The following is a 17,546-nucleotide window of genomic DNA, read 5'->3' as shown; positions in this document are numbered from 1 at the left end:
TGAACATGCACGAATCCACGGAGCTGCGAAACACCGAACTCGCCGCCGGCGTCGTCAAGCGGGCCACGACCCTCGCCGACGGCCGCGAGCTCATCTACTTCGATGATCCCGGCACGACCCTCGATGCCGAGCGCTCGGTCGACGCCCGCGCCCTCGACCCGCGCCCCGAGACCGCATCCATGCGCCTCGACGTCCTCACCGGAGACTGGATCACGGTCGCCGCGAACCGGCAGAACCGTGTGATGATGCCGTCCGCCGACGCCGACCCGCTCGCCCCGCAGACGCCGACGAACCCGTCCGAGATCCCGTCGCGCTACGACGTCGCCGTGTTCGAGAACCGCTCCCCCGCTTTCGGCCCGGCCCTTCCCGACGGGTTCGGCGGCGTGCCCGTAGCAGCCAACCCACCGCGTGGGCTGGATGATCTCGCCGCCCTCGGCCTCGAGCGCGCCCGCACATCGGTCGGCCGCTGCGAAGTCGTGTGCTTCAGCCCGGAGCACTCCGGGTCCTTCGGCACACAGACCGTCACCCGTGCACGCACGGTCATCGAGGCATGGGCGGACCGCACGGCAGCGCTGTCGCAGATCCCCGGCATCGAGCAGGTCTTCCCGTTCGAGAACCGCGGCGAGGCGATCGGCGTGACCCTCCCGCATCCGCACGGCCAGATCTACGCGTACCCGTACGTCACCCCTCGGACGACGCGGGTGCTCGACAGCATCGACCGCACCGCCCCCGACCTGTTCGCGCGCATTCTCGAGTCGGAGCAGAACTCCGACCGCGTCGTGCTGCAGGGCGAGCACTGGACCGCGTTCGTGCCCTTCGCCGCCCGTTGGCCGCTCGAGGTGCACCTCATGCCGCATCGGCACGTCGCCGACTTCGCCGAGACGAACGAGGCCGAGCGCGACGAGCTCGCCCCGCTCTACCTGCGCCTGCTCCGCGGTGTCGACGCGCTCTACGAGACGCCCACGCCGTACATCGCCGCCTGGCATCAGGCGCCGGTGCACGTCGGACGCGACAGCGTGCGCCTGCACCTGCAGCTGACCAGCCCGCGCCGCGCCGCCGACAAGCTCAAGTTCCTCGCCGGCAGCGAATCGGCCATGTGGGCATGGACGGCCGAGATCCCGCCCGAGAAGTCCGCCGAGCGACTGCGCGAAGCGATCGCCTCCGTCGCGGACCCCGCTTCCTGACCTTCCTTCCGTCGGAGACACCATGACCACTGAATCCACCGCCCGAGAGCTCTTCGTCTCCCTGACCGGCCACGAGCCGGACGGCGTCTGGTCGGCGCCGGGCCGCGTCAACCTCATCGGCGAGCACACCGACTACAACGAGGGCTTCGTCCTGCCGTTCGCGATCCCCCACCGCACGGTCGCCGCCGTCGGTCGGCGTGAGGACGATCGCGGCCGCGTACGCGTCGCCTCGACCTTCGCGGCCGAGCCGGTCGAGGTCGCCCTCGACGAGCTCGACACGCTGTTCCCGACGCCCACCGGCGCGGAGCCCGCCGTCCCGGAGTGGGCCGCGTACCCGCTCGGGGTCGCCTGGGCGATGCAGGATGCCGGCGTCATCGGCACCGGCGTCGACATCGCGATCGCCTCCGACGTGCCCGTCGGCGCCGGGCTGTCGTCCTCGGCCGCGATCGAGGGTGCCGCGGCATCCGCTCTGAACGACCTGTGGTCCGCGGGCCTCGACAAGACCGCACTCGCCCGGATCGGCCGCCGCGCCGAGAACGAGGCCGTGGGTGCGCCGACCGGGATCATGGACCAGATGGCGACCATGATCGGCGGCGTCGACACCGCGATCTTCCTGGACTGCCGCTCGCTCGAGGCGCGGCAGGTGCCGCTGGCCGTCGCCGACTCCGGGCTCGCGATCCTCGTGATCGACACGCGCGTCAAGCACGCCCACTCGACCGGCGGCTACCGCGAGCGTCGGGAATCCTGCGAACGCGGCGCCGCGATCATGGGCGTGCCGTCGCTGCGCGATGTCTCGGTCGACGACCTGCCGCGCGCCGCCGAGCTCATGGATGATGTGACGTTCCGCCGCGTGCGCCACATCGTGACCGAGAACCAGCGCGTGCTCGATACCGTCGCCGTGCTGCGCGCCGAAGGCCCCCGTGCGATCGGCGACCTGCTCGTCGCCTCGCACGTGTCGATGCGCGATGACTTCGAGATCTCGGTGCCCGAGCTCGACACGGCCGTCGAGGCGGCCCTGGCCGCCGGAGCCATCGGCGCCCGCATGACCGGTGGCGGTTTCGGCGGTGCGGCCATCGCGCTGATCGAAGCGGATGCCGAAGCCGCCGTGTCCGCGGTCGTCACCGCCGCGTTCGCCGCCGCGGGCTTCGAGGAGCCCGCGCTGTTCACCGTCACACCCTCGGCCGGCGCGCGTCGCGACGCCTGACCCCCGGGCGTTCGAATCGCTCGAATGACCCGCAATCGGCCCAGCGAAGGGTCATTCGAGCGACTCGAACCGGGGGATCCCCCACAACGAACCCTGGCAGAATGAACGAGGCGCGCTCGCGCCGCGGAAGGAGCACCATGAGTTGGATCGTCACCGGCGGCGCCGGCTACATCGGATCGCACGTCGTCCGCGCCCTTGCGGATGCCGGGCTCCAGCCGGTCATCCTCGATGACCTCTCCAGCGGAGTCGCCTCCTTCGTGCCCGAGGGCGTCCCGTTCGTCCAGGGCTCGATCCTCGACCGCGACCTCGTGGAGCAGGCGCTGCGCGACCACGACGCCGAGGGCGTCATCCACGTCGCCGGTTACAAGTACGCCGGCGTCTCGGTCCAGCGTCCGCTGCACACGTACGCGCAGAACGTCGAGGGCACCCGCATCGTCCTCGAGGCGATGGCGGCCGCGGGCGTTTCGAACATCGTGTTCTCCTCCTCCGCCGCGGTCTACGGCACCCCCGACGTGGCCCTCGTCACCGAGGACACGGCGAAGGCACCCGCCAGCCCCTACGGCGAATCCAAGCTCATCGGCGAATGGCTGCTGCGCGACCAGGCGACGGCGACCGCGGCATCCGAAACGCCGCTGCGTCACACCTCGCTGCGCTACTTCAACGTCGTCGGATCCGCCGATCCGACCGTGTACGACGTCAGCCCGCACAACCTGTTCCCCATCGTGTTCGAGGCGCTGCTGGCCGGAAAGACGCCGCGCATCAACGGCGACGACTACGCCACCGAGGACGGCACCAACGTCCGCGACTACGTGCACGTCGGCGACATCGCCGCCGCCCACGTCGCCGCCGCGAAGCGCCTGGCCGGCGGCGAGCCGATCGAGCCCGCGTACAACCTCGGCTCCGGCGACGGACTGAGCGTCAAGCAGATCATGGATGCCGTGGCCCGCGTCACGGGCGTCGACTTCACCCCCGAGATCGGGCCGCGCCGCGCCGGCGACCCCGACCGGATCGTCGCGGCAGGCGACCTGGCGGCCCGCGACCTGGACTGGAAGATGCGCTACACCGTCGACGAGATGGTGCGCACCGGCTGGGAGGCCCGCCGCAACGCCGGCTGACCCGCCGCCCCGCATCCGCGAGACGTACGCTGCAGCGTGAGACTTGGCCGGTGCAGCCACGTCTCACCACACGAAGTACGTCTCGCGAGGGGCGGGGCGACCGGACCTCAGGGGACGGGGAGAGCCGCTTCCGGCGCGAGATCGCGCGTGCGGATCGGGTAGAGCCAGAAGCACAGCCACGCCAGCGCCGTGAACGCCATCGGCACCACGGCCAGCATGATCCGGATGCCGCCGTCGACGGCGCCCGGCTGCGCATCGCCGAGCGACGCATCGAACCCCGAGGCGTTCAGCACCCAGGCGGCGACGATCGCCTGCAGCACGACCGAGCCGCGGACGACGAAGCCGTTCACCCCGAAGTAGACGCCTTCGCGGCGCTGACCGGTGCGCTCGGCATCCGCATCGATGATCTGCGACAGCACGACCTCGAGCAGCTGCAGCAGCCCGCCCACTCCGACTCCCACGGCGATGCCGACCAGCGCGGCCCCCAGTACGGTCGCGGGCAGCAGGTAAGCGAGCACCGCGAGACCGAAGACGGCGACGGCCCAGAGCAGCGCCGTCCGCGGGGTCGTGCGGCGCACCACCGCGCTCCACAGCACGATCGCCGGGATCGCCGTCACGAAGATCGCCCCGAGCAGGATGCTGCCCTCGCCCTCGGCGGCGTGCAGCGAGTACCGCACGTAGAAGGGGATCGCCGCGAGGATCACCGCGATCGCCGTCTGCACGAACAACGATCCCAGCACGTACGGCACGAACGCGCGGTTGCCGAACGTGTACCGCATCTGGTCCGTCCACGCCATCGCGGCCTCGGCATCCGGCGCCTCGCCGCGACGCTCGATCATGCCGCCCGCGAACGACCACGCCAGCATGACCAGGCAGACCGCCCCGAGCGCGACGGCCATACCCGGCCACCCGATCGCGTCGTACAGCAGCGGCGCACCGGCAGTGCCGAGCACCATGCCGACGATCGCGAAGATCTGCCGCGGAACGTTCCCCTTGGCGCGCTCGCTCGTGGTGCGGAAGATCTCCGGGAACAGCGCCGAGATGTTCAGCACCACCACCACGAAGGCGATGTCGTACACCGCCGCGACGATGAGGAACCACACGATCAGACCGGCGGCGGGGAGCGAAGGAGGCATCCAGACCAGTGCGAACGCCACGACCAACGGCACGATCCCCAGACCGATCCACGGGACCCGACGGCCCCACGGGGTGCGCATCCGGTCGGACACGGCGCCGACCAGCGGATTCAGCAGGGCGTTGAGGATGCCGTGGGCGATCATCGCCACAGCGACCCACTCGGCTGGCACCCCGAGATGCGCGACGTAGAAGTACACGACGAAGGCCGAGAAGGTCTGCGCCATCAGCTGCGTCGGGAATCCGGATGCGCCGAACGCGATCGTCTGCGCCCGCCCTGGCGCGCCGGTGAGTCGCCGATCACGGAGGCGGGTGATCAGGCTCATCGCGGGTGCTCCCTCGATCGGATGCTCGGTCGGCGAGACCCACCGCGCCGGCGAAGGCGACGATCAGGCCGCCGTTGCGGGCGGATCGGCGATCGTGCTCAGCTCCGCCGGCCCCGCTGCAGGTCTCTCAGCGCGCGCCAGCCGACGCGCACGAGTCGTTCTTCCGCGATCGTAGCGGCCACGAGCGGATCCGTGAGCAGGCGTCGCTCGAATCCGCGCTTCGCCGCACTGAAGTCGACGGCCGCACGCAGCTCGTCGCCGTCGACCATGGGATGCAGGAAGATCTCGGTGACGCCGGCAGGCACGGTGCGCAGCAGCTCGAGGAAGCCGTCGCGGACCTGTTCGTACGTCTCCTCGTCGTCGGTCCCCTCGTTCGCCAGCGGGAACGGATGCGTCCAGGTGCGGTCGGGGATCACCACGCCGAGGGCGTCCGCGCCGGCCGCAGCGCGTGTCGCGGCATCCTGGAACGATGGCTCGAGGTCGGTCCCGTCGACGAAGCGCGGCAGGCGGAACGGCAGCCCGTGCTCGGCGGCGAGGCCCAGAGTCTCGGTGAGGAAGTCGCGGCCTGTCGCCAGTCCGTAGACGGATCCCATGTGGTTGTCGAGATGGGTGACGTCCACTCCGGCATCCAGCGCGGCCTGCAGCTGTGCGGCGAGCTCGGCGGCGACGTCGCCGGCATCCGCCTGCTCTTCGACCGAGCGCGCGAGCGCCGGGAAGTACCCTGCCTCATCGACGAGCGACGTCGCCGTGCCGGTCAGCGGCCGCCAGCGGTAGTCGGTCCATTCGCTCGTGAGCACGAGGTGCACACCGACGTCGAGATCCGTGCGCGCGGCCGCGAACGCGAGCGCCTCCGGCGCCCACGCGCACGGCACCATGACGGTGGCCGAATCGAGATGTCCGGAGTCCAGCAGCTCGGTGATCGCGGCGTTGGCGGCATGGCACATGCCGAAGTCGTCGGCGTTGAGGATGATCGCTCTGGCATCGGGGGCGAGTCCGAGCCGAGCGGTGAGGTCCGACGGAGGCGGCGTCATCGCGGGGTCCTGTCTGTGCGGGTGAGGATGCCGGAGAAGATCTTCTCCTGCAGGACGGAGGTGGCTTCGCCGACGGCTCCGAGCAGCGTCGCCTCCCGACCGAACGACGAGACCACGAAGGTCAGCGGCAGCAGGTGCGCGACCTCGTCCGCCGCTTGCCGCACCGCCCCGACGAAAGCGGGATGCGCGGCATCGCCGGCGAGCACGAATGCCGAGGGGTCGAGGACGAGGGTGATGCTCCCCGCGACGAGGATGAGCCGGCCGGCGAGCTCGGCCATCATCTCGATCGCGGCGGAGTCGCCGGCGAGCGCCGCCTCGAGGTGCGTCCGCAGCGGCTCGCCCGGATCGCGCCCGTTCGTCAGAGCGAGATCCGCGACCACCACCTCGTTCAGGACGGGTGCTCCGACCGGGAGGCCCGGCTGCGGCAGATACATGACCTCCCCCGCGATGCCGGTGGCACCGCGCCGCAGCATCCCGTCGATCACGATGCCGGCGCCCAGACCGTCGTCGATCGTCAGCAGCGCGAAGCTGTCGTGCCCGGTCGCCGCCGTGCCTGCCAGCTCGGCGAGAGCCGCGAGATTGACGTCGTTCTCGATGCGCACGTCGCACCCCAGTCGGGCCTCGAGCGCAGAGCGGAACGCCCCGCCGTCCGGGCCCACGTCGTCTCGGATCGCGCCGTCGCGACTGACGATGCCCGGCACGCCGACGACGGCCACGCGCAGTGCACCCGAGGCGGGGGCGAGAACTCCGGTCAGCAGCGCGGTGAGCGCGTCGACCCGATCCGCCAGGTCGCCGACGGTGGGGAATGGGCCGCTCCCCTCGGCGAGGACGCGACCTGTCGGGTCCAGGATCGCGACGCTCGCCGAGTGGTGGTCGATGTGCACAGCGGCCGCGCACCCGAGGCTCGGGTTCAGCGCGACCCGGGCCGCCGCGGGTCCGCGTGTCGCACGGTCCTCCCCAGCGGATGCCACAGCTTCCCCGTTCTCCAGCATCCGTAGGACCTGCGTGACAGCGGTTCGCGACAGCCCGGTCTCGCCCATCAACTCCGCACGGGTCAGGGGGCCGCGTCGTGCCAGCGCCTCCAGGATCGCTCGAGCGTTCAGGCTTCGCAGCAGGGTCTGCGGGCCGGCTGGAGGTCGTGTCACTGCGCTTCCCCGTGCTTCGTCAAGAATGAGTATGTCATGAAGTGTCACACTTCTCGACACATTGTGTCATACCCGACTGAAGAAGCTTGCGAGCGACTAGGACCGGTTGCCGAGCGCGATCAGCTGCTCGATCTGCTCGCGGTCGATGCCCATACCGGGGAACCCGGCGAGCCGCCCGATGGGGAACGACGCCATCATCTTCGCCATCGCCTCGTCGGTCATGATCCCGGCATCCATCGCACCGTCCGCGGCCTCCTGACCACCGGCCAGCTGCTCCCGAACGATGGGACCTGTGACCGGGTGCGCCAGCAGCTCCCCGATCGATGAGTTCGCCGTCAGCGGGATGCGCACCTCGTCGCCGGCGACCTGCACCGACGTCGCGCCGCGCAGGTCGCGGCTCGACGCGCCGACCTCGACCCGGTAGGAGCCGCCCTCGACGACGAAGCGGTCGACGCGGATGTCCCAGTAGGCGAGATCCTCGCGACGGATGACGACCGAGACGTCCCGCGTCTCACCCGCGGCGAGCGCGACCGAGGCGAACGCCTTGAGCTCGCGCGGGGCGCGCTCGACGGCCGAGGTCTCGGGCGCGGCATACACCTGCACGACCTCGCGGCCGTCGACGGCACCCGTGTTCGTCACGGCGACGGTGACCCGGATGTCGCCGTCGCCTTCGACCGTGGCCGTCGGCGCCCCGTAGGAGAACGTCGTGTACGACAGTCCGTGACCGAACGGGAACGCCACATCCATCTTCCGCGCGTCGTACCAGCGGTAGCCGACGAAGACCCCTTCGCCGTAACGGACGTGACCGAACGCGCCGGGGAAGCTCCCGAACGCCGGGGTGTCCTCGAGACGATGCGGGATGGTCTCCGCGAGCCGTGCCGACGGGTTCACGGCGCCAGTGAGGACATCGACCGTGGCCGAGCCGCCGGCCTGGCCGAGCAACCACGCCTCCACGATCGCCGGCACCCGATCGGCGAAGGGCAGCGCCACGACCGATCCGTTCGACAGCACGACCGCGACCTTCGGGTTCACGGCGAGCACGGCATCCACCAGCTCGAGCTGGACGGCGGGCAGATCGAGGTGCGTCCGGTCGAAGCCCTCCGACTCGTCGGCATCGGGCAGCCCCAGGAACAGCACGGCCACGTCGTTCTCCGCCGCGAGCGCGACCGCCTCGGCGCGGAGCGCCTCGGCATCCCCCGACGCTTCGACAGGTCCACCGATCGAGCCGTCGAACGTGAATCCGGGCGCGAACGAGACGCGGTCCCCGAAGGCGTCCAGTGCGGTATCGAGGCGGGTCGGGTTGATGTGCGACGACCCGCCGCCCTGGAAGCGGGGAGTGCGCGCGAACTCGCCGATCACGGCGATCGATGCCGACGGTGCCAGCGGGAGCACGGGCGTCCCGTTCACCGGAGCGTTCTGCAGCAGCACGATCGAACGGCCGGCGACCTCACGCGCGAGAGCGTGGTGCGCCTCAGCATCCAGGGGCCCGGTGACGGTCGGACGTGCCTGCGCCTTGGCGACCAGGTCGAGCACTCGGCCGGCTGCGGTGTCGAGCACCGACTCATCGAGGGACCCGTCCTTCACCGCGGCGACGATCTGGGCATCCGTGAAGCCGCCGCTCGCCGGCATCTCGAGGTCGAGACCGGCGGCCAGGCCCTTGACGCGCTCGTTCACGGCGCCCCAGTCCGACACGACCAGGCCTTCGAAGCCCCAGTCGTCGCGCAGGACGTCGCCGAGCAGCCACGGGTCCTCCGAGGCGTACACGCCGTTGATGCGGTTGTACGAGCACATGACCGTCCACGGCTGGGCGTCCTTCACGACGTACTCGAAGCCGCGCAGGTAGATCTCGTGCAGCGGACGCGGGTCGATGTCGCTCGAGGAGCGCATCCGATCGTCCTCCTGATTGTTCGCCGCGAAGTGCTTGAGCGACGATCCGACGCCCTGCGACTGGATACCGCGGACGAGGCCGGCTCCGATCCGGCCGGCGAGGATCGGGTCCTCCGAGACGTACTCGAAGTTGCGACCGCACAGCGGCGAGCGCTTGATGTTGATGCCGGGGCCGAGGATCACCGCGACGTCCTCGATCGCGGACTCCACGCCCAGCGCCACGCCGACGCGCTCGGCGAGCTCGGGGTCGAAGCTCGATCCGAGGGCGACGGCCGGCGGGAAGCAGGTCGCGGGGACGCTGTCGTTCAACCCGAGGTGGTCGCTGGCGGCGGCCTGCTTGCGCAGCCCGTGCGGACCGTCGGTGAGCATGATCGACGGGACGCCGGCCCGGTCGATCGCCGTGGTCGTCCAGAAGTCGGCGCCACTGGTGAGCGATGCCTTCTCTTCGAGAGTGAGGTCCTGAGGGTCGGTCATCTGGTTCGCCTTTCGCCGCTTCCGCCATGGATCGCTCGGTCAGGATACGTCCTCTCGACGGCAAAAAGCAAGCAGTGTTCGGTTTTCGCTTCCGTGGATGCCGCGGCGCCGATACGCTGGCACCATGACGCGACGCGGGGCCTATGCCAAGGGGATCGCCAAGCGCGAGGAGATCCTGACGACAGCACTCGAAGTCGTCGCCGCCCACGGGTATCGACGCGCCTCGGTCCGGGAACTCGCGGATGCCGTCGGCCTCAGCGCCGCGGGCCTGCTGCACTACTTCGACAGCAAGGAAGAGCTCTTCACCGCAATCCTCCGCAAGCGCGACGAGCACGATCAGACGGCGTACGGTGCCGACGGCGCCGGCATCGACATGCTGCTCACCGTCATCCGCCACAACGCGACCGTGCCAGGGCTCGTTCAGCTGTACGCCCAGCTCGCCGTCGAAGCGGTCGATCCGGAGCATCCGGCGCACGCGTTCTTCCGCGAGCGGACCGAGGGCCTGCAGGAGCACTTCCGCGCCGCCGTCGTCCGCGCCCAGGAGGACGGTGACATCCGCGCCGATCTGGATCCCGCATGGGTCGCGACGAGCGTGCAGGCGCTGTCGGACGGCCTGCAGTCGATGTGGCTCCTGGATCCGGACCTCGACATGGCCGCGCACATCGAGCAGTTCCTGGACACCCTGCGTCCGGGACCGAAAGGAGGAGCACTGTGACCGACGCACCCGTCGTGCAGACGGCATCCGGTCCGGTCCGCGGATTCTGGCGGGATGCCGGGACGCCGAACGCCTCTGCGGCGTTCCTCGGCATCCCGTTCGCCGAAGCTCCCGTCGGGGCGCTTCGCTTCGCCGCCCCGGTACCGCCCGAGCCGTGGACCGACGTGCGCAACGCGACGACCTACGGCGCGACCGCGCTGCGGCGCGACCCCGGCGAGACGCTGATCCCCGAGCCGCCGATCCCGGGCGATGCGATCCTCAACGTCAACGTGTTCACGCCGATGTCCGACGAGAAGCTCCCGGTACTGGTCTGGATCCACGGCGGCGGGTACACCGAGGGGTCGCCGGCGAGCCCGTGGTACGACGGCAGCCGGTTCAATCGCGACGGCGTCGTGACGGTGACGCTGTCGTATCGGCTGGGTTTCGACGGGTTCGGCTGGATCGAGGGCGCCCCGCACAACCGCGGTGTGCGGGACTGGATCGCCGGGCTCGAGTGGGTGCAGCAGAACATCGCCGCCTTCGGCGGGGACCCGGATCGGGTGACGATCGGCGGACAGTCCGCCGGCGGTGGTGCGGTGCTGACCCTGCTGGGCATGCCCGGCGCCCAGCACCTGTTCCACGGTGCGCTCGCGCTATCGGCGGCGCTCGCCGACATCCCGGTGGATGTCGCGAAGGAACGCGGCGAGCGCCTCGCCAGGATCCTCGAGATCGAGCCGACGCTCGCCGGCTTCCGCTCGGTCTCCGAGTCGCGCATCCTCAAGACCCAGCCCCAGGCGGTCGGCGGCCGCAAGGGACTCGGACTGCTGTCCGGCCTCATAGAGGACGGCCTGCCCTGGGGGCCGATCATCGACGGCGAGCTGGTCATGCGCCCCGCGGTGGACGCCCTGGCATCCGGCGTCGGCTCCGACAAGCCCCTCGCGCTCGGCGCCACAGACGACGAGTTCACGATGATCGCCGACCAGGCGCCGCGCGCGCTGCGGGTCGTTCCCTCGGCCGCCCTGCTGCGCGGTGTGCTGCGCGATCGCGGCGTCCGGCGCGCGTACCTGCGGGCGAACCGGCCGCAGCGTGCGAAGGGATCGGCGGCGATGGTCGGCCGGTTCGTCACGGACCACGTCTTCCGCACCCTGGTCGTCCGCGTCGCCGAGGCCCGCCGGACAGCGGATGCCGAGACCTGGGTCTACGCGTTCAGCTGGGTGTCGCCGACGAAGGGGTGGTCGTGCCACTGCCTCGACGTTCCGTTCTGGTTCGACGGGCTCGATCGGGAGCGCGTCTCGGACCTGGCTGGCCCGAATCCGCCGCAGTCGCTCGCGGACGACCTGCACGGCGCCGCGGTCTCGTTCGTCACCGCCGGCGCCCCCGGCTGGCCCGCGTGGCGGACCGAGCCGGGGACGGCGAGGGTGTTCGGTGGCGACGGCCTGCCGGTCTCGACCACGGCCTACGACGACGTGCTCGCTCTCGTCTGACTCAGCCGACGACGACGATCTCGTTCGGCACATGGGGCAGCTCACCGGACGCGATCTCCTCGCCGGTGTGCGGGTCGAGCGCCACGATCGTGCTGTTGGCCGAATCGGTCACATACACGACATCGCCGACAGTCGCGATGGCGGGGTGCGGCTGCTGCCACTCGGTCGGGCTCTCCCACGCCTCGATCGCGTCGTGGGATGCCGTGATCTCCCCCGTGGCGGGGTCGATGATGTGCAGGCGTCCGTCCGAACCGATCATGACGGCGTCGCCGTCCTCGGTGCGCGTGACGCCGCGCCAGGTGTAGCTGATCCCGTCCGGCAGCGCGACCTTCTGGATCGTCTTCGCCTCGGTGTTCACGAGCGCCAGGTTCGTCAGCAGGTAGCCCTCGGCATCCGGGTCGTCCTTGTAGTCCATCACGACGAGCGGGCTGTGCTCGGTGGCGTAGGCGTTGCCGATGCGGCCGAACTCGTCGGGCGAGGTGAGCTTGGTGATCGCACCGTCGGCGTAGACGAGCGCGCCGTCCTCGCAGCCGAACACGAGGGCCTCGTCCGCGGCCGCGCCCTCGCCGTGCACGTTGGGGCACTGGTCGTTCACCGCGATCTCGGCGCCGTCGGCGTCCACCGCACGGATGCCGGTGCGCCCGCTCGCATCGCCGACCGTGGTCACGAACGTGCCGTCCTCGAGGACGACCGAGACGCCGTGGTGCGCGTCGACGCCCTCGATGACCTCGGCATCCGGCAGCACGCCGTCCGCCTCGGCGAGCGCGGCCGTGTCGAAGATCGTCGTGTCGCTGGTGGCGTCGTCGTAGAGCACGGTCCTGCCCCCGTGGCGCACCACGTGACCGGCGGCCGCGGCCTCGACGACCTGATCGGTGAGCTCCGGCTCGCGCACGTCGAGCAGCCGGAAGCCCTCCGAGGTGGTCACGAACACATGGCGGTCGTCGCCGGCCGCGTTGAGGCGGACGAACTCCTCGGACGGCAGGTCGTCGATCACGTCGAGCGTCTCGCCGTCGACGACGAGCACCCCGCCCTCGTAGGCGACCGCGATCCGCGGACCGGTGCTCGCGGCATCCGTGCTAGTGGGCTCGTCGGCGGGCGCCTCGGCGGCTGGTTGGCCGGCGCATCCGGCGAGGAGCAGGGCGGCGCCTGCGACGCCTGCGACGAAGCGCGCCGTTCGCGTGAGCTGTGTCATCGTTCTTCCTTTCGTCGCCCTCGCGGGCGGGGTGGGTGCCCTCTCGGGCGGGGTGCCCTGTCGGGCAGGGGTCAGGGGGCGAGTCCTTCGGCGATGCGATCGGTGTTGACGCGCATCATGTCGAGGTACGTGTCGCCGGGTTCTCCCGTCGCGGCGAGGGACTCCGTGATGAGTTCGACGACCGCCACCTCGCGATCGGCCTCGTCGGCGAGCACCTGCACGAGGCGGGCGGGCGAGGACGACTCCGCGAAGATCGTCCGCACGCCGGCCCGATCGATCGCGTCGACGAGCTCCTGCAGGTCGGCGAGGCTGGGCGCGGCAAGCGTCGTTCCGCCCGGAATGGCGGCGCCGAGCAGCGTCACATCGAAGCGGCGGGCCAGATAACCGAAGACGTGATGATTCGTGACGAGCGCGCGATGCTCTGCCGGGATGGCTCCGAACGCGGTCGCCATCTCGTCGTCGAGCTGCGCGAGCTCTGTCCGATACGCGTCCGCGGCCGCACGGACATCGGCCGCACCGCTGCCGGCGAGTTCCGCGAGCGCCAGCTCGAGAGCATCAACGACGAGGAGCATCTGCACGGGGTCCGTCCAGAAGTGCGGGTCGGGGCCCGCGCCGTCGGCGTACTCGACCGTCTCGACGTGGTCGCCCGCGAGGAGCACATCGACGCCTTCGTCGGCCGCCGCCTCGACGTGCTGGGTCAGGCCCTCCTCGAGCCCGAGCCCGTTCGCCACGACGAGGTCGGCGGCACGCATGCCTGCGGCCTGCTGGGCGGAGAGCTCGAACGAGTGCGGGTCGGCGCCGGGGGCCATCAGCGTCACGACATCCAGGTGGTCTCCGGCGATCTCGGACACGACGTCACCGAGGATGTTCGTGGTCACGTAGACGCTCGGACGGTCGGATGCCGAGGCGGAGCACCCGGTCAGACCGGCGAGCACTCCGACAGCGGCGACGACGGCCGCAATACGACGTACCCCACTCATCGTCCGGTCCCCGCGAGATGCAGCGGCGCGTAGGCCGTCTCGAACGTCCGGGCGACGCGCGCGCCGTCGGCGGCATCGATCTCCCACATCGTCTGCTCGATCGGGCCGTTCAGATAGGCCCGGTTCTGGTCGACGACGAACTTCACGCCGTCGGCCGCCTCGGCATCCGCAAGGGATGCCGTCGCGAGCGGCTCCGTGCGCGCGACGACCTGCCCGTCCGCGAGAACGAGCACGGCGCCGTCCGCCGTGAGCGCCAGCACCCGCCCGTCCGCATCATCGATCGCGGCGGCCTGCACGATCGGCTCCCCGACGTCCTGGATGGTCCACGACCGCTGCCGGGTGTCGAGGATCCACACCCCTGTGCTGCCGGCGACCGCCGCCACGCGGGCGCGCGCCTCCCGTGCGGCGAAGCCCATCGCAGCGGGCGCGGCCCCCTCGGGGTACGGGATGCGCTCGACCGCGGCGGGGTCGCCACCGGTGAACATCACGGCTCCGTCCGCGCAGCCGATCACGACGCCGACGACCGTCGTGATCGTCCCGCTGGCGTTCTCGCACGGGATGCCGTCGCCGACCGTGCTGCCGTCGGCTGCGACCACGCGCAGCGACGGGGATGCGCCGCCTCCGGCATCCGTCATCACAGCCCCGGACGTCAGCGGCACGACCAGCCCGCCGCGGGCGGCCGGAATCCGGAAGGCCTCCTCGAGCTGCCCGTCGGCGAGCGCCGGGGCGTCGAGGAGAACAGCCTCGTCGTCGAACCGGATGCCGATGCCGACGTCGCCGGTGGCGACCGAGGCGACGCCCTGCCCCGTGACCTCGCCGAGCACCTGTGCGGGAGCCTCGTAGTAGTGGAAGTGGTCTATGTGGCTCCACGTCCACACCCCGCTGTCGATCACGGTGACCGATCCTTCGCGGATGCCGAAGAGGTATCGACCGTCCGTCACGACGTCCTCGACCGGCTCGATCTCGGCCAGCACGGACGTCTCCTCGTCGAGGAGATCGAGGTGATGCACGACGCCGTCGACATCGATCGTCGTGAGGTGCAGCGCCGGCTCCGCGAGCTCGCGAGCCCCTTCGATCCGGCCGTGTCCGTCGCCCTCCGTCGTCGTCGATGACGTCGGTTCGGGTGCCGGCGCGGCAGGTGCGGCGCACCCTGCGAGCGTCAGGAGGAGGATGCCGGATGCTGCGGCGAAACGGAGTCTCATGGGGTCCTTTCGGAGAGGGCGCGGCGGCGCCCGACGGTGGCGAACCGGGCGAACCGGTGCAGTGCGGCGGAGAGACCGGCGGCGAGGATCGAGACGAACGCGATCGTCGCTCCGGCCGCGGTGCCGGCGTACCAGGAGACGAGGAGACCCACCGCGACGGCGGCGCAGCCGATGACAGCGGCGAGCGCCATGGTCGTGGGGATGCGCGTCGCCCAGCGACCGGCAGCGACCGCCGGGCCGAGCAGCATGCCGACCACGAGCAGGGATCCGACCGCCTGATAGGCGGCCACGACGGCGAGAGTGATGAGCCCGACCAGCAGCACGTGGGCGAGCTTCGGACGCAGTCCCAGCAGCTGCGCCTGCCGAGGGTCCACCGTGAGCGCGACGAACGCCCGGTGGCCGAGCGCCGCGACGGCGAGCGTGATGATCGCGACGGCAGCGAGCATCGCGACGTCCTCGAGGGAGGCGGCGAGGATGTCGCCGAACAGGATCGCGGTGGCGTCGGTCGCGAAACTGCGCGAGGCGGAGATGATGATGACTCCGAGCGCGAGGCTCGCGACGAACAGCAGCCCGATGCTCGTGTCCGCCGACAGCCGCCCTCGGCGCTGCAGCACGCCGATTCCGACGGACATGCCGGCGGCGCTGCCGGCCGCACCGAGGATGCCCGGGATCCCGATCAGAGTCGCGACGGCGATTCCCGGGAGCATGCCGTGCGCCATGGCCTCACCGAGGAAGGCCATGCCTCGCAGCACCACCCAGGTGCCGACGACACCGCAGATCACGGCGACGAGCATGCCGGTGAGCAGGGCACGCTGCACGAAGGCGATGGTGAACGGGTCGAGAAGGGTCACAGGGAGCGACTGTATCAGTTATTGAGAATGATTTTCATTTGCAATAATGAAGGCGTGTTCTCGTCATCTCTCCTCCTGCCCACGACCCACATGCTGTCGATGCGCGGTGTCGCCGTCGATCACGAGGGGCATCCGGCGCTTCGCGGCATCGACGTGGACGCGCACGCCGGACGGCTGCTGGTGGTCTCAGGGCCGAACGGGTCGGGCAAGTCGACGCTGCTGGGCGCGGCGGCCGGGCTCGTCGTACCGCAGCGGGGGTCGGTCGAGGTCCGGCCGGGCACCCGTATCGCTCTCGTCCCGCAGTCGACGCCGCTGCCGCCGCGCCTGCCGCTGACGGTGCACGATCTGGTCGCGATGGGAACCTGGGGGCGGCTGGGCTCCTGGCGACCGGCTCGCAAGGCGGATCGCGCCGCCATGGCCGACGCCATCGAGACCGTCGGGCTCACGCACCTGACGCGGCGCCGGATCGGGGCGCTCTCCGGCGGCCAGCGTCAGCGAGCGCTGCTGGCGCAGGCGCTCGTCCAGCGGGCCGACCTCGTGCTGCTGGACGAGCCGATGGCGGCGCTGGATGCGCACTCGAGGGCGATCATCGCGGATGCGGTCGATCTTCTCGCCTCGACCGGCGCCGCGGTCGTGGCCGTCACGCACGACCCCGGAGAGTTCCGCCGGATCGACGACCGGCTCGAGCTCGAGGACGGCCTGGTCGCGGCAACTGTCAGAGCGAGGTGACCTCGGCGCCCGGCATCCGGGTCTGCATGACGCGGATCGCCTCGGGGTTGTCGTCGACGAGCACGGCATCGCGCCCGAATACTGCCGCGACGGCTCCGGTGGTGCCGCTGCCCGCGAAGAGATCGAGCACGCGATCGCCTGGCCGGCTCGACGCCTGGACGATGCGCCGGAGGATCCCTTCCGGCTTCTGGGTCGGGTACCCCGTCTTCTCCCGCCCTGTGGTGGGCACGATCGTGTGCCACCAGACGTCCGTGGGGAGCTTTCCCCTCGCCGCCTTCTCGGGCGTCACGAGCCCAGGCGCCATGTACGGCTCGCGATCGACGGCTTCCGAATCGAAGTAGTACGCACCCGGATTCTTGACGTACACGAGGATCGTGTCGTGCTTGGTCGGCCAGCGCCTGCGCGACTTCCCGCCGTAGTCGTACGCCCAGATGAGCTCGTTGAGGAAGCACTCGCGGCCGAAGACGGCATCCATCATGACCTTGGCGTAGTGCGCCTCACGGTAGTCGAGGTGCAGATAGAGCGTGCCGTCATCGGTGAGCAGCCGCCAGGCCTCCTCGAGCCTCGGCATGAGGAACGCACCGTAGTCGTCGAAGCGGTCGTCGTACGTGCGCAGCATCCCGCGGACGCGCTCGTAGGCGTGCCCGTGGAAGCCGTGCCTGATCTCCTTCTCGGAGGCCTCTTCCTCGCCCGGCTGCTCGATCTCGAGCTCCGGCTGCTCGGTGAACCGCCGGGACGTGACGACCTGCCGTTCCTGGGCACGGCCGGTGTTGAACGGCGGGTCGAGATAGACCAGCGCGAAGGATGCCGTCGGCAGCGTCTTCGCGACGTCGAGGCTGTCTCCGTGGACGATCGAGACGGAGCCGAGGGCGTCGGCGTGCCGCGGCGCAGGATCCACGGAGGGGCCGCGCGCC

The 17,546-nt window shown here is 70.8% G+C and carries 15 protein-coding genes; 6 read left to right on the top strand and 9 right to left on the bottom strand.

Going from position 1 to position 17,546, the window contains the following annotated elements:
* Positions 1 to 5: 5 nt before the first annotated feature.
* From galT to galE, 3 genes are all read left to right on the top strand, one after another.
* Positions 6 to 1,184, top strand: a complete 1,179-nt coding sequence (gene galT / locus M2317_RS05445; RefSeq protein ID WP_429458715.1) for a galactose-1-phosphate uridylyltransferase — start codon at positions 6 to 8, stop codon at positions 1,182 to 1,184.
* A gap of 22 nt (positions 1,185 to 1,206) precedes the next feature.
* Positions 1,207 to 2,388, top strand: a complete 1,182-nt coding sequence (gene galK / locus M2317_RS05440; protein WP_429458078.1) for a galactokinase — start codon at positions 1,207 to 1,209, stop codon at positions 2,386 to 2,388.
* 137 nt (positions 2,389 to 2,525) lie between these two features.
* The gene (gene galE, locus M2317_RS05435; RefSeq protein WP_429458076.1) at positions 2,526 to 3,503 is read left to right on the top strand and encodes a UDP-glucose 4-epimerase GalE; all 978 of its coding nucleotides are present in this window, start codon (positions 2,526 to 2,528) and stop codon (positions 3,501 to 3,503) included.
* Between the two features lie 107 nt (positions 3,504 to 3,610).
* Here galE and M2317_RS05430 read toward each other — a convergent pair whose 3' ends face one another.
* The 4 genes from M2317_RS05430 to M2317_RS05415 form a co-directional block, all read right to left on the bottom strand.
* Positions 3,611 to 4,963, bottom strand: coding sequence for an MFS transporter (locus M2317_RS05430; protein ID WP_429458074.1), 1,353 nt, complete (start codon positions 4,961 to 4,963; stop codon positions 3,611 to 3,613).
* Between the two features lie 98 nt (positions 4,964 to 5,061).
* Complete coding sequence (locus tag M2317_RS05425) at positions 5,062 to 5,994, bottom strand: ChbG/HpnK family deacetylase (protein WP_429458071.1); 933 nt, start codon at positions 5,992 to 5,994, stop codon at positions 5,062 to 5,064.
* The gene (locus tag M2317_RS05420) at positions 5,991 to 7,139 is read right to left on the bottom strand and encodes an ROK family transcriptional regulator (RefSeq protein ID WP_429458068.1); all 1,149 of its coding nucleotides are present in this window, start codon (positions 7,137 to 7,139) and stop codon (positions 5,991 to 5,993) included. Before M2317_RS05420 ends, M2317_RS05425 begins: the two co-directional genes overlap by 4 nt.
* A 96-nt stretch (positions 7,140 to 7,235) precedes the next feature.
* Positions 7,236 to 9,500, bottom strand: coding sequence for a glycoside hydrolase family 3 C-terminal domain-containing protein (locus M2317_RS05415; protein ID WP_429458066.1), 2,265 nt, complete (start codon positions 9,498 to 9,500; stop codon positions 7,236 to 7,238).
* Between the two features lie 124 nt (positions 9,501 to 9,624).
* On the opposite strand from M2317_RS05415, the gene M2317_RS05410 reads away from it, so the two are divergent.
* Together M2317_RS05410 and M2317_RS05405 are read left to right on the top strand one after the other, a co-directional pair.
* Positions 9,625 to 10,215, top strand: a complete 591-nt coding sequence (locus tag M2317_RS05410; RefSeq protein WP_429458063.1) for a TetR/AcrR family transcriptional regulator — start codon at positions 9,625 to 9,627, stop codon at positions 10,213 to 10,215.
* Positions 10,212 to 11,678, top strand: coding sequence for a carboxylesterase/lipase family protein (locus tag M2317_RS05405; RefSeq protein WP_429458061.1), 1,467 nt, complete (start codon positions 10,212 to 10,214; stop codon positions 11,676 to 11,678). The genes M2317_RS05410 and M2317_RS05405 overlap by 4 nt, the downstream gene beginning before the upstream one ends.
* A 1-nt stretch (position 11,679) precedes the next feature.
* Here M2317_RS05405 and aztD read toward each other — a convergent pair whose 3' ends face one another.
* The 4 genes from aztD to aztB all read right to left on the bottom strand — a co-directional run bounded on the left by aztD (position 11,680) and on the right by aztB (position 15,903).
* Positions 11,680 to 12,870 carry a zinc metallochaperone AztD gene (aztD, locus tag M2317_RS05400; RefSeq protein WP_429458059.1) on the bottom strand — a complete coding sequence of 397 codons (1,191 nt, stop codon included), beginning with the start codon at positions 12,868 to 12,870 and terminating at the stop codon, positions 11,680 to 11,682.
* A 71-nt stretch (positions 12,871 to 12,941) separates the two neighbouring features.
* Positions 12,942 to 13,850: a metal ABC transporter solute-binding protein, Zn/Mn family gene (locus M2317_RS05395; RefSeq protein WP_429458056.1), complete on the bottom strand. Its 909-nt coding sequence runs from the start codon at positions 13,848 to 13,850 to the stop codon at positions 12,942 to 12,944.
* Positions 13,847 to 15,052 (bottom strand): hypothetical protein, encoded by a 1,206-nt coding sequence (locus M2317_RS05390; protein WP_429458054.1) that lies wholly within the window; start codon positions 15,050 to 15,052, stop codon positions 13,847 to 13,849. The genes M2317_RS05395 and M2317_RS05390 overlap by 4 nt, the downstream gene beginning before the upstream one ends.
* Positions 15,049 to 15,903, bottom strand: coding sequence for a zinc ABC transporter permease AztB (aztB, locus tag M2317_RS05385; RefSeq protein ID WP_429458053.1), 855 nt, complete (start codon positions 15,901 to 15,903; stop codon positions 15,049 to 15,051). Before aztB ends, M2317_RS05390 begins: the two co-directional genes overlap by 4 nt.
* 54 nt (positions 15,904 to 15,957) lie before the next feature.
* Here aztB and aztA point away from each other — a divergent pair, with 54 nt between their 5' ends.
* Entirely contained in the window at positions 15,958 to 16,632 is a 675-nt protein-coding gene (aztA, locus tag M2317_RS05380) for a zinc ABC transporter ATP-binding protein AztA (RefSeq protein WP_429458051.1), read from the top strand.
* Here the strand turns inward: aztA and M2317_RS05375 are convergent.
* Positions 16,619 to 17,530: a DNA-methyltransferase gene (locus M2317_RS05375; RefSeq protein ID WP_429458713.1), complete on the bottom strand. Its 912-nt coding sequence runs from the start codon at positions 17,528 to 17,530 to the stop codon at positions 16,619 to 16,621. The two genes, aztA and M2317_RS05375, sit on opposite strands and share 14 nt — an antisense overlap.
* Positions 17,531 to 17,546 lie beyond the last annotated feature (16 nt).

The sequence above is a fragment of the Microbacterium sp. ZKA21 genome, from assembly GCF_050434165.1.
Taxonomy (GTDB): Bacteria; Actinomycetota; Actinomycetes; order Actinomycetales; family Microbacteriaceae; genus Microbacterium.
The sequence above is the reverse complement of the archived record's forward strand: the minus strand, read 5'-3'. Positions and strand labels throughout refer to the sequence as shown.

Bases quoted from the DNA above. Each gene is read 5' to 3' on its own strand.
- galK (WP_429458078.1), top strand. From the start codon at position 1,207: ATGACCACTGAATCCACCGCCCGAGAGCTCTTCGTCTCCCTGACCGGC.
- galE (WP_429458076.1), top strand. From the start codon at position 2,526: ATGAGTTGGATCGTCACCGGCGGCGCCGGCTACATCGGATCGCACGTC.
- galT (WP_429458715.1), top strand. From the start codon at position 6: ATGCACGAATCCACGGAGCTGCGAAACACCGAACTCGCCGCCGGCGTC.
- M2317_RS05395 (WP_429458056.1), bottom strand. From the start codon at position 13,850: ATGAGTGGGGTACGTCGTATTGCGGCCGTCGTCGCCGCTGTCGGAGTG.
- M2317_RS05410 (WP_429458063.1), top strand. From the start codon at position 9,625: ATGACGCGACGCGGGGCCTATGCCAAGGGGATCGCCAAGCGCGAGGAG.
- M2317_RS05415 (WP_429458066.1), bottom strand. From the start codon at position 9,500: ATGACCGACCCTCAGGACCTCACTCTCGAAGAGAAGGCATCGCTCACC.
- aztD (WP_429458059.1), bottom strand. From the start codon at position 12,870: ATGACACAGCTCACGCGAACGGCGCGCTTCGTCGCAGGCGTCGCAGGC.
- M2317_RS05430 (WP_429458074.1), bottom strand. From the start codon at position 4,963: ATGAGCCTGATCACCCGCCTCCGTGATCGGCGACTCACCGGCGCGCCA.
- M2317_RS05390 (WP_429458054.1), bottom strand. From the start codon at position 15,052: ATGAGACTCCGTTTCGCCGCAGCATCCGGCATCCTCCTCCTGACGCTC.
- M2317_RS05425 (WP_429458071.1), bottom strand. From the start codon at position 5,994: ATGACGCCGCCTCCGTCGGACCTCACCGCTCGGCTCGGACTCGCCCCC.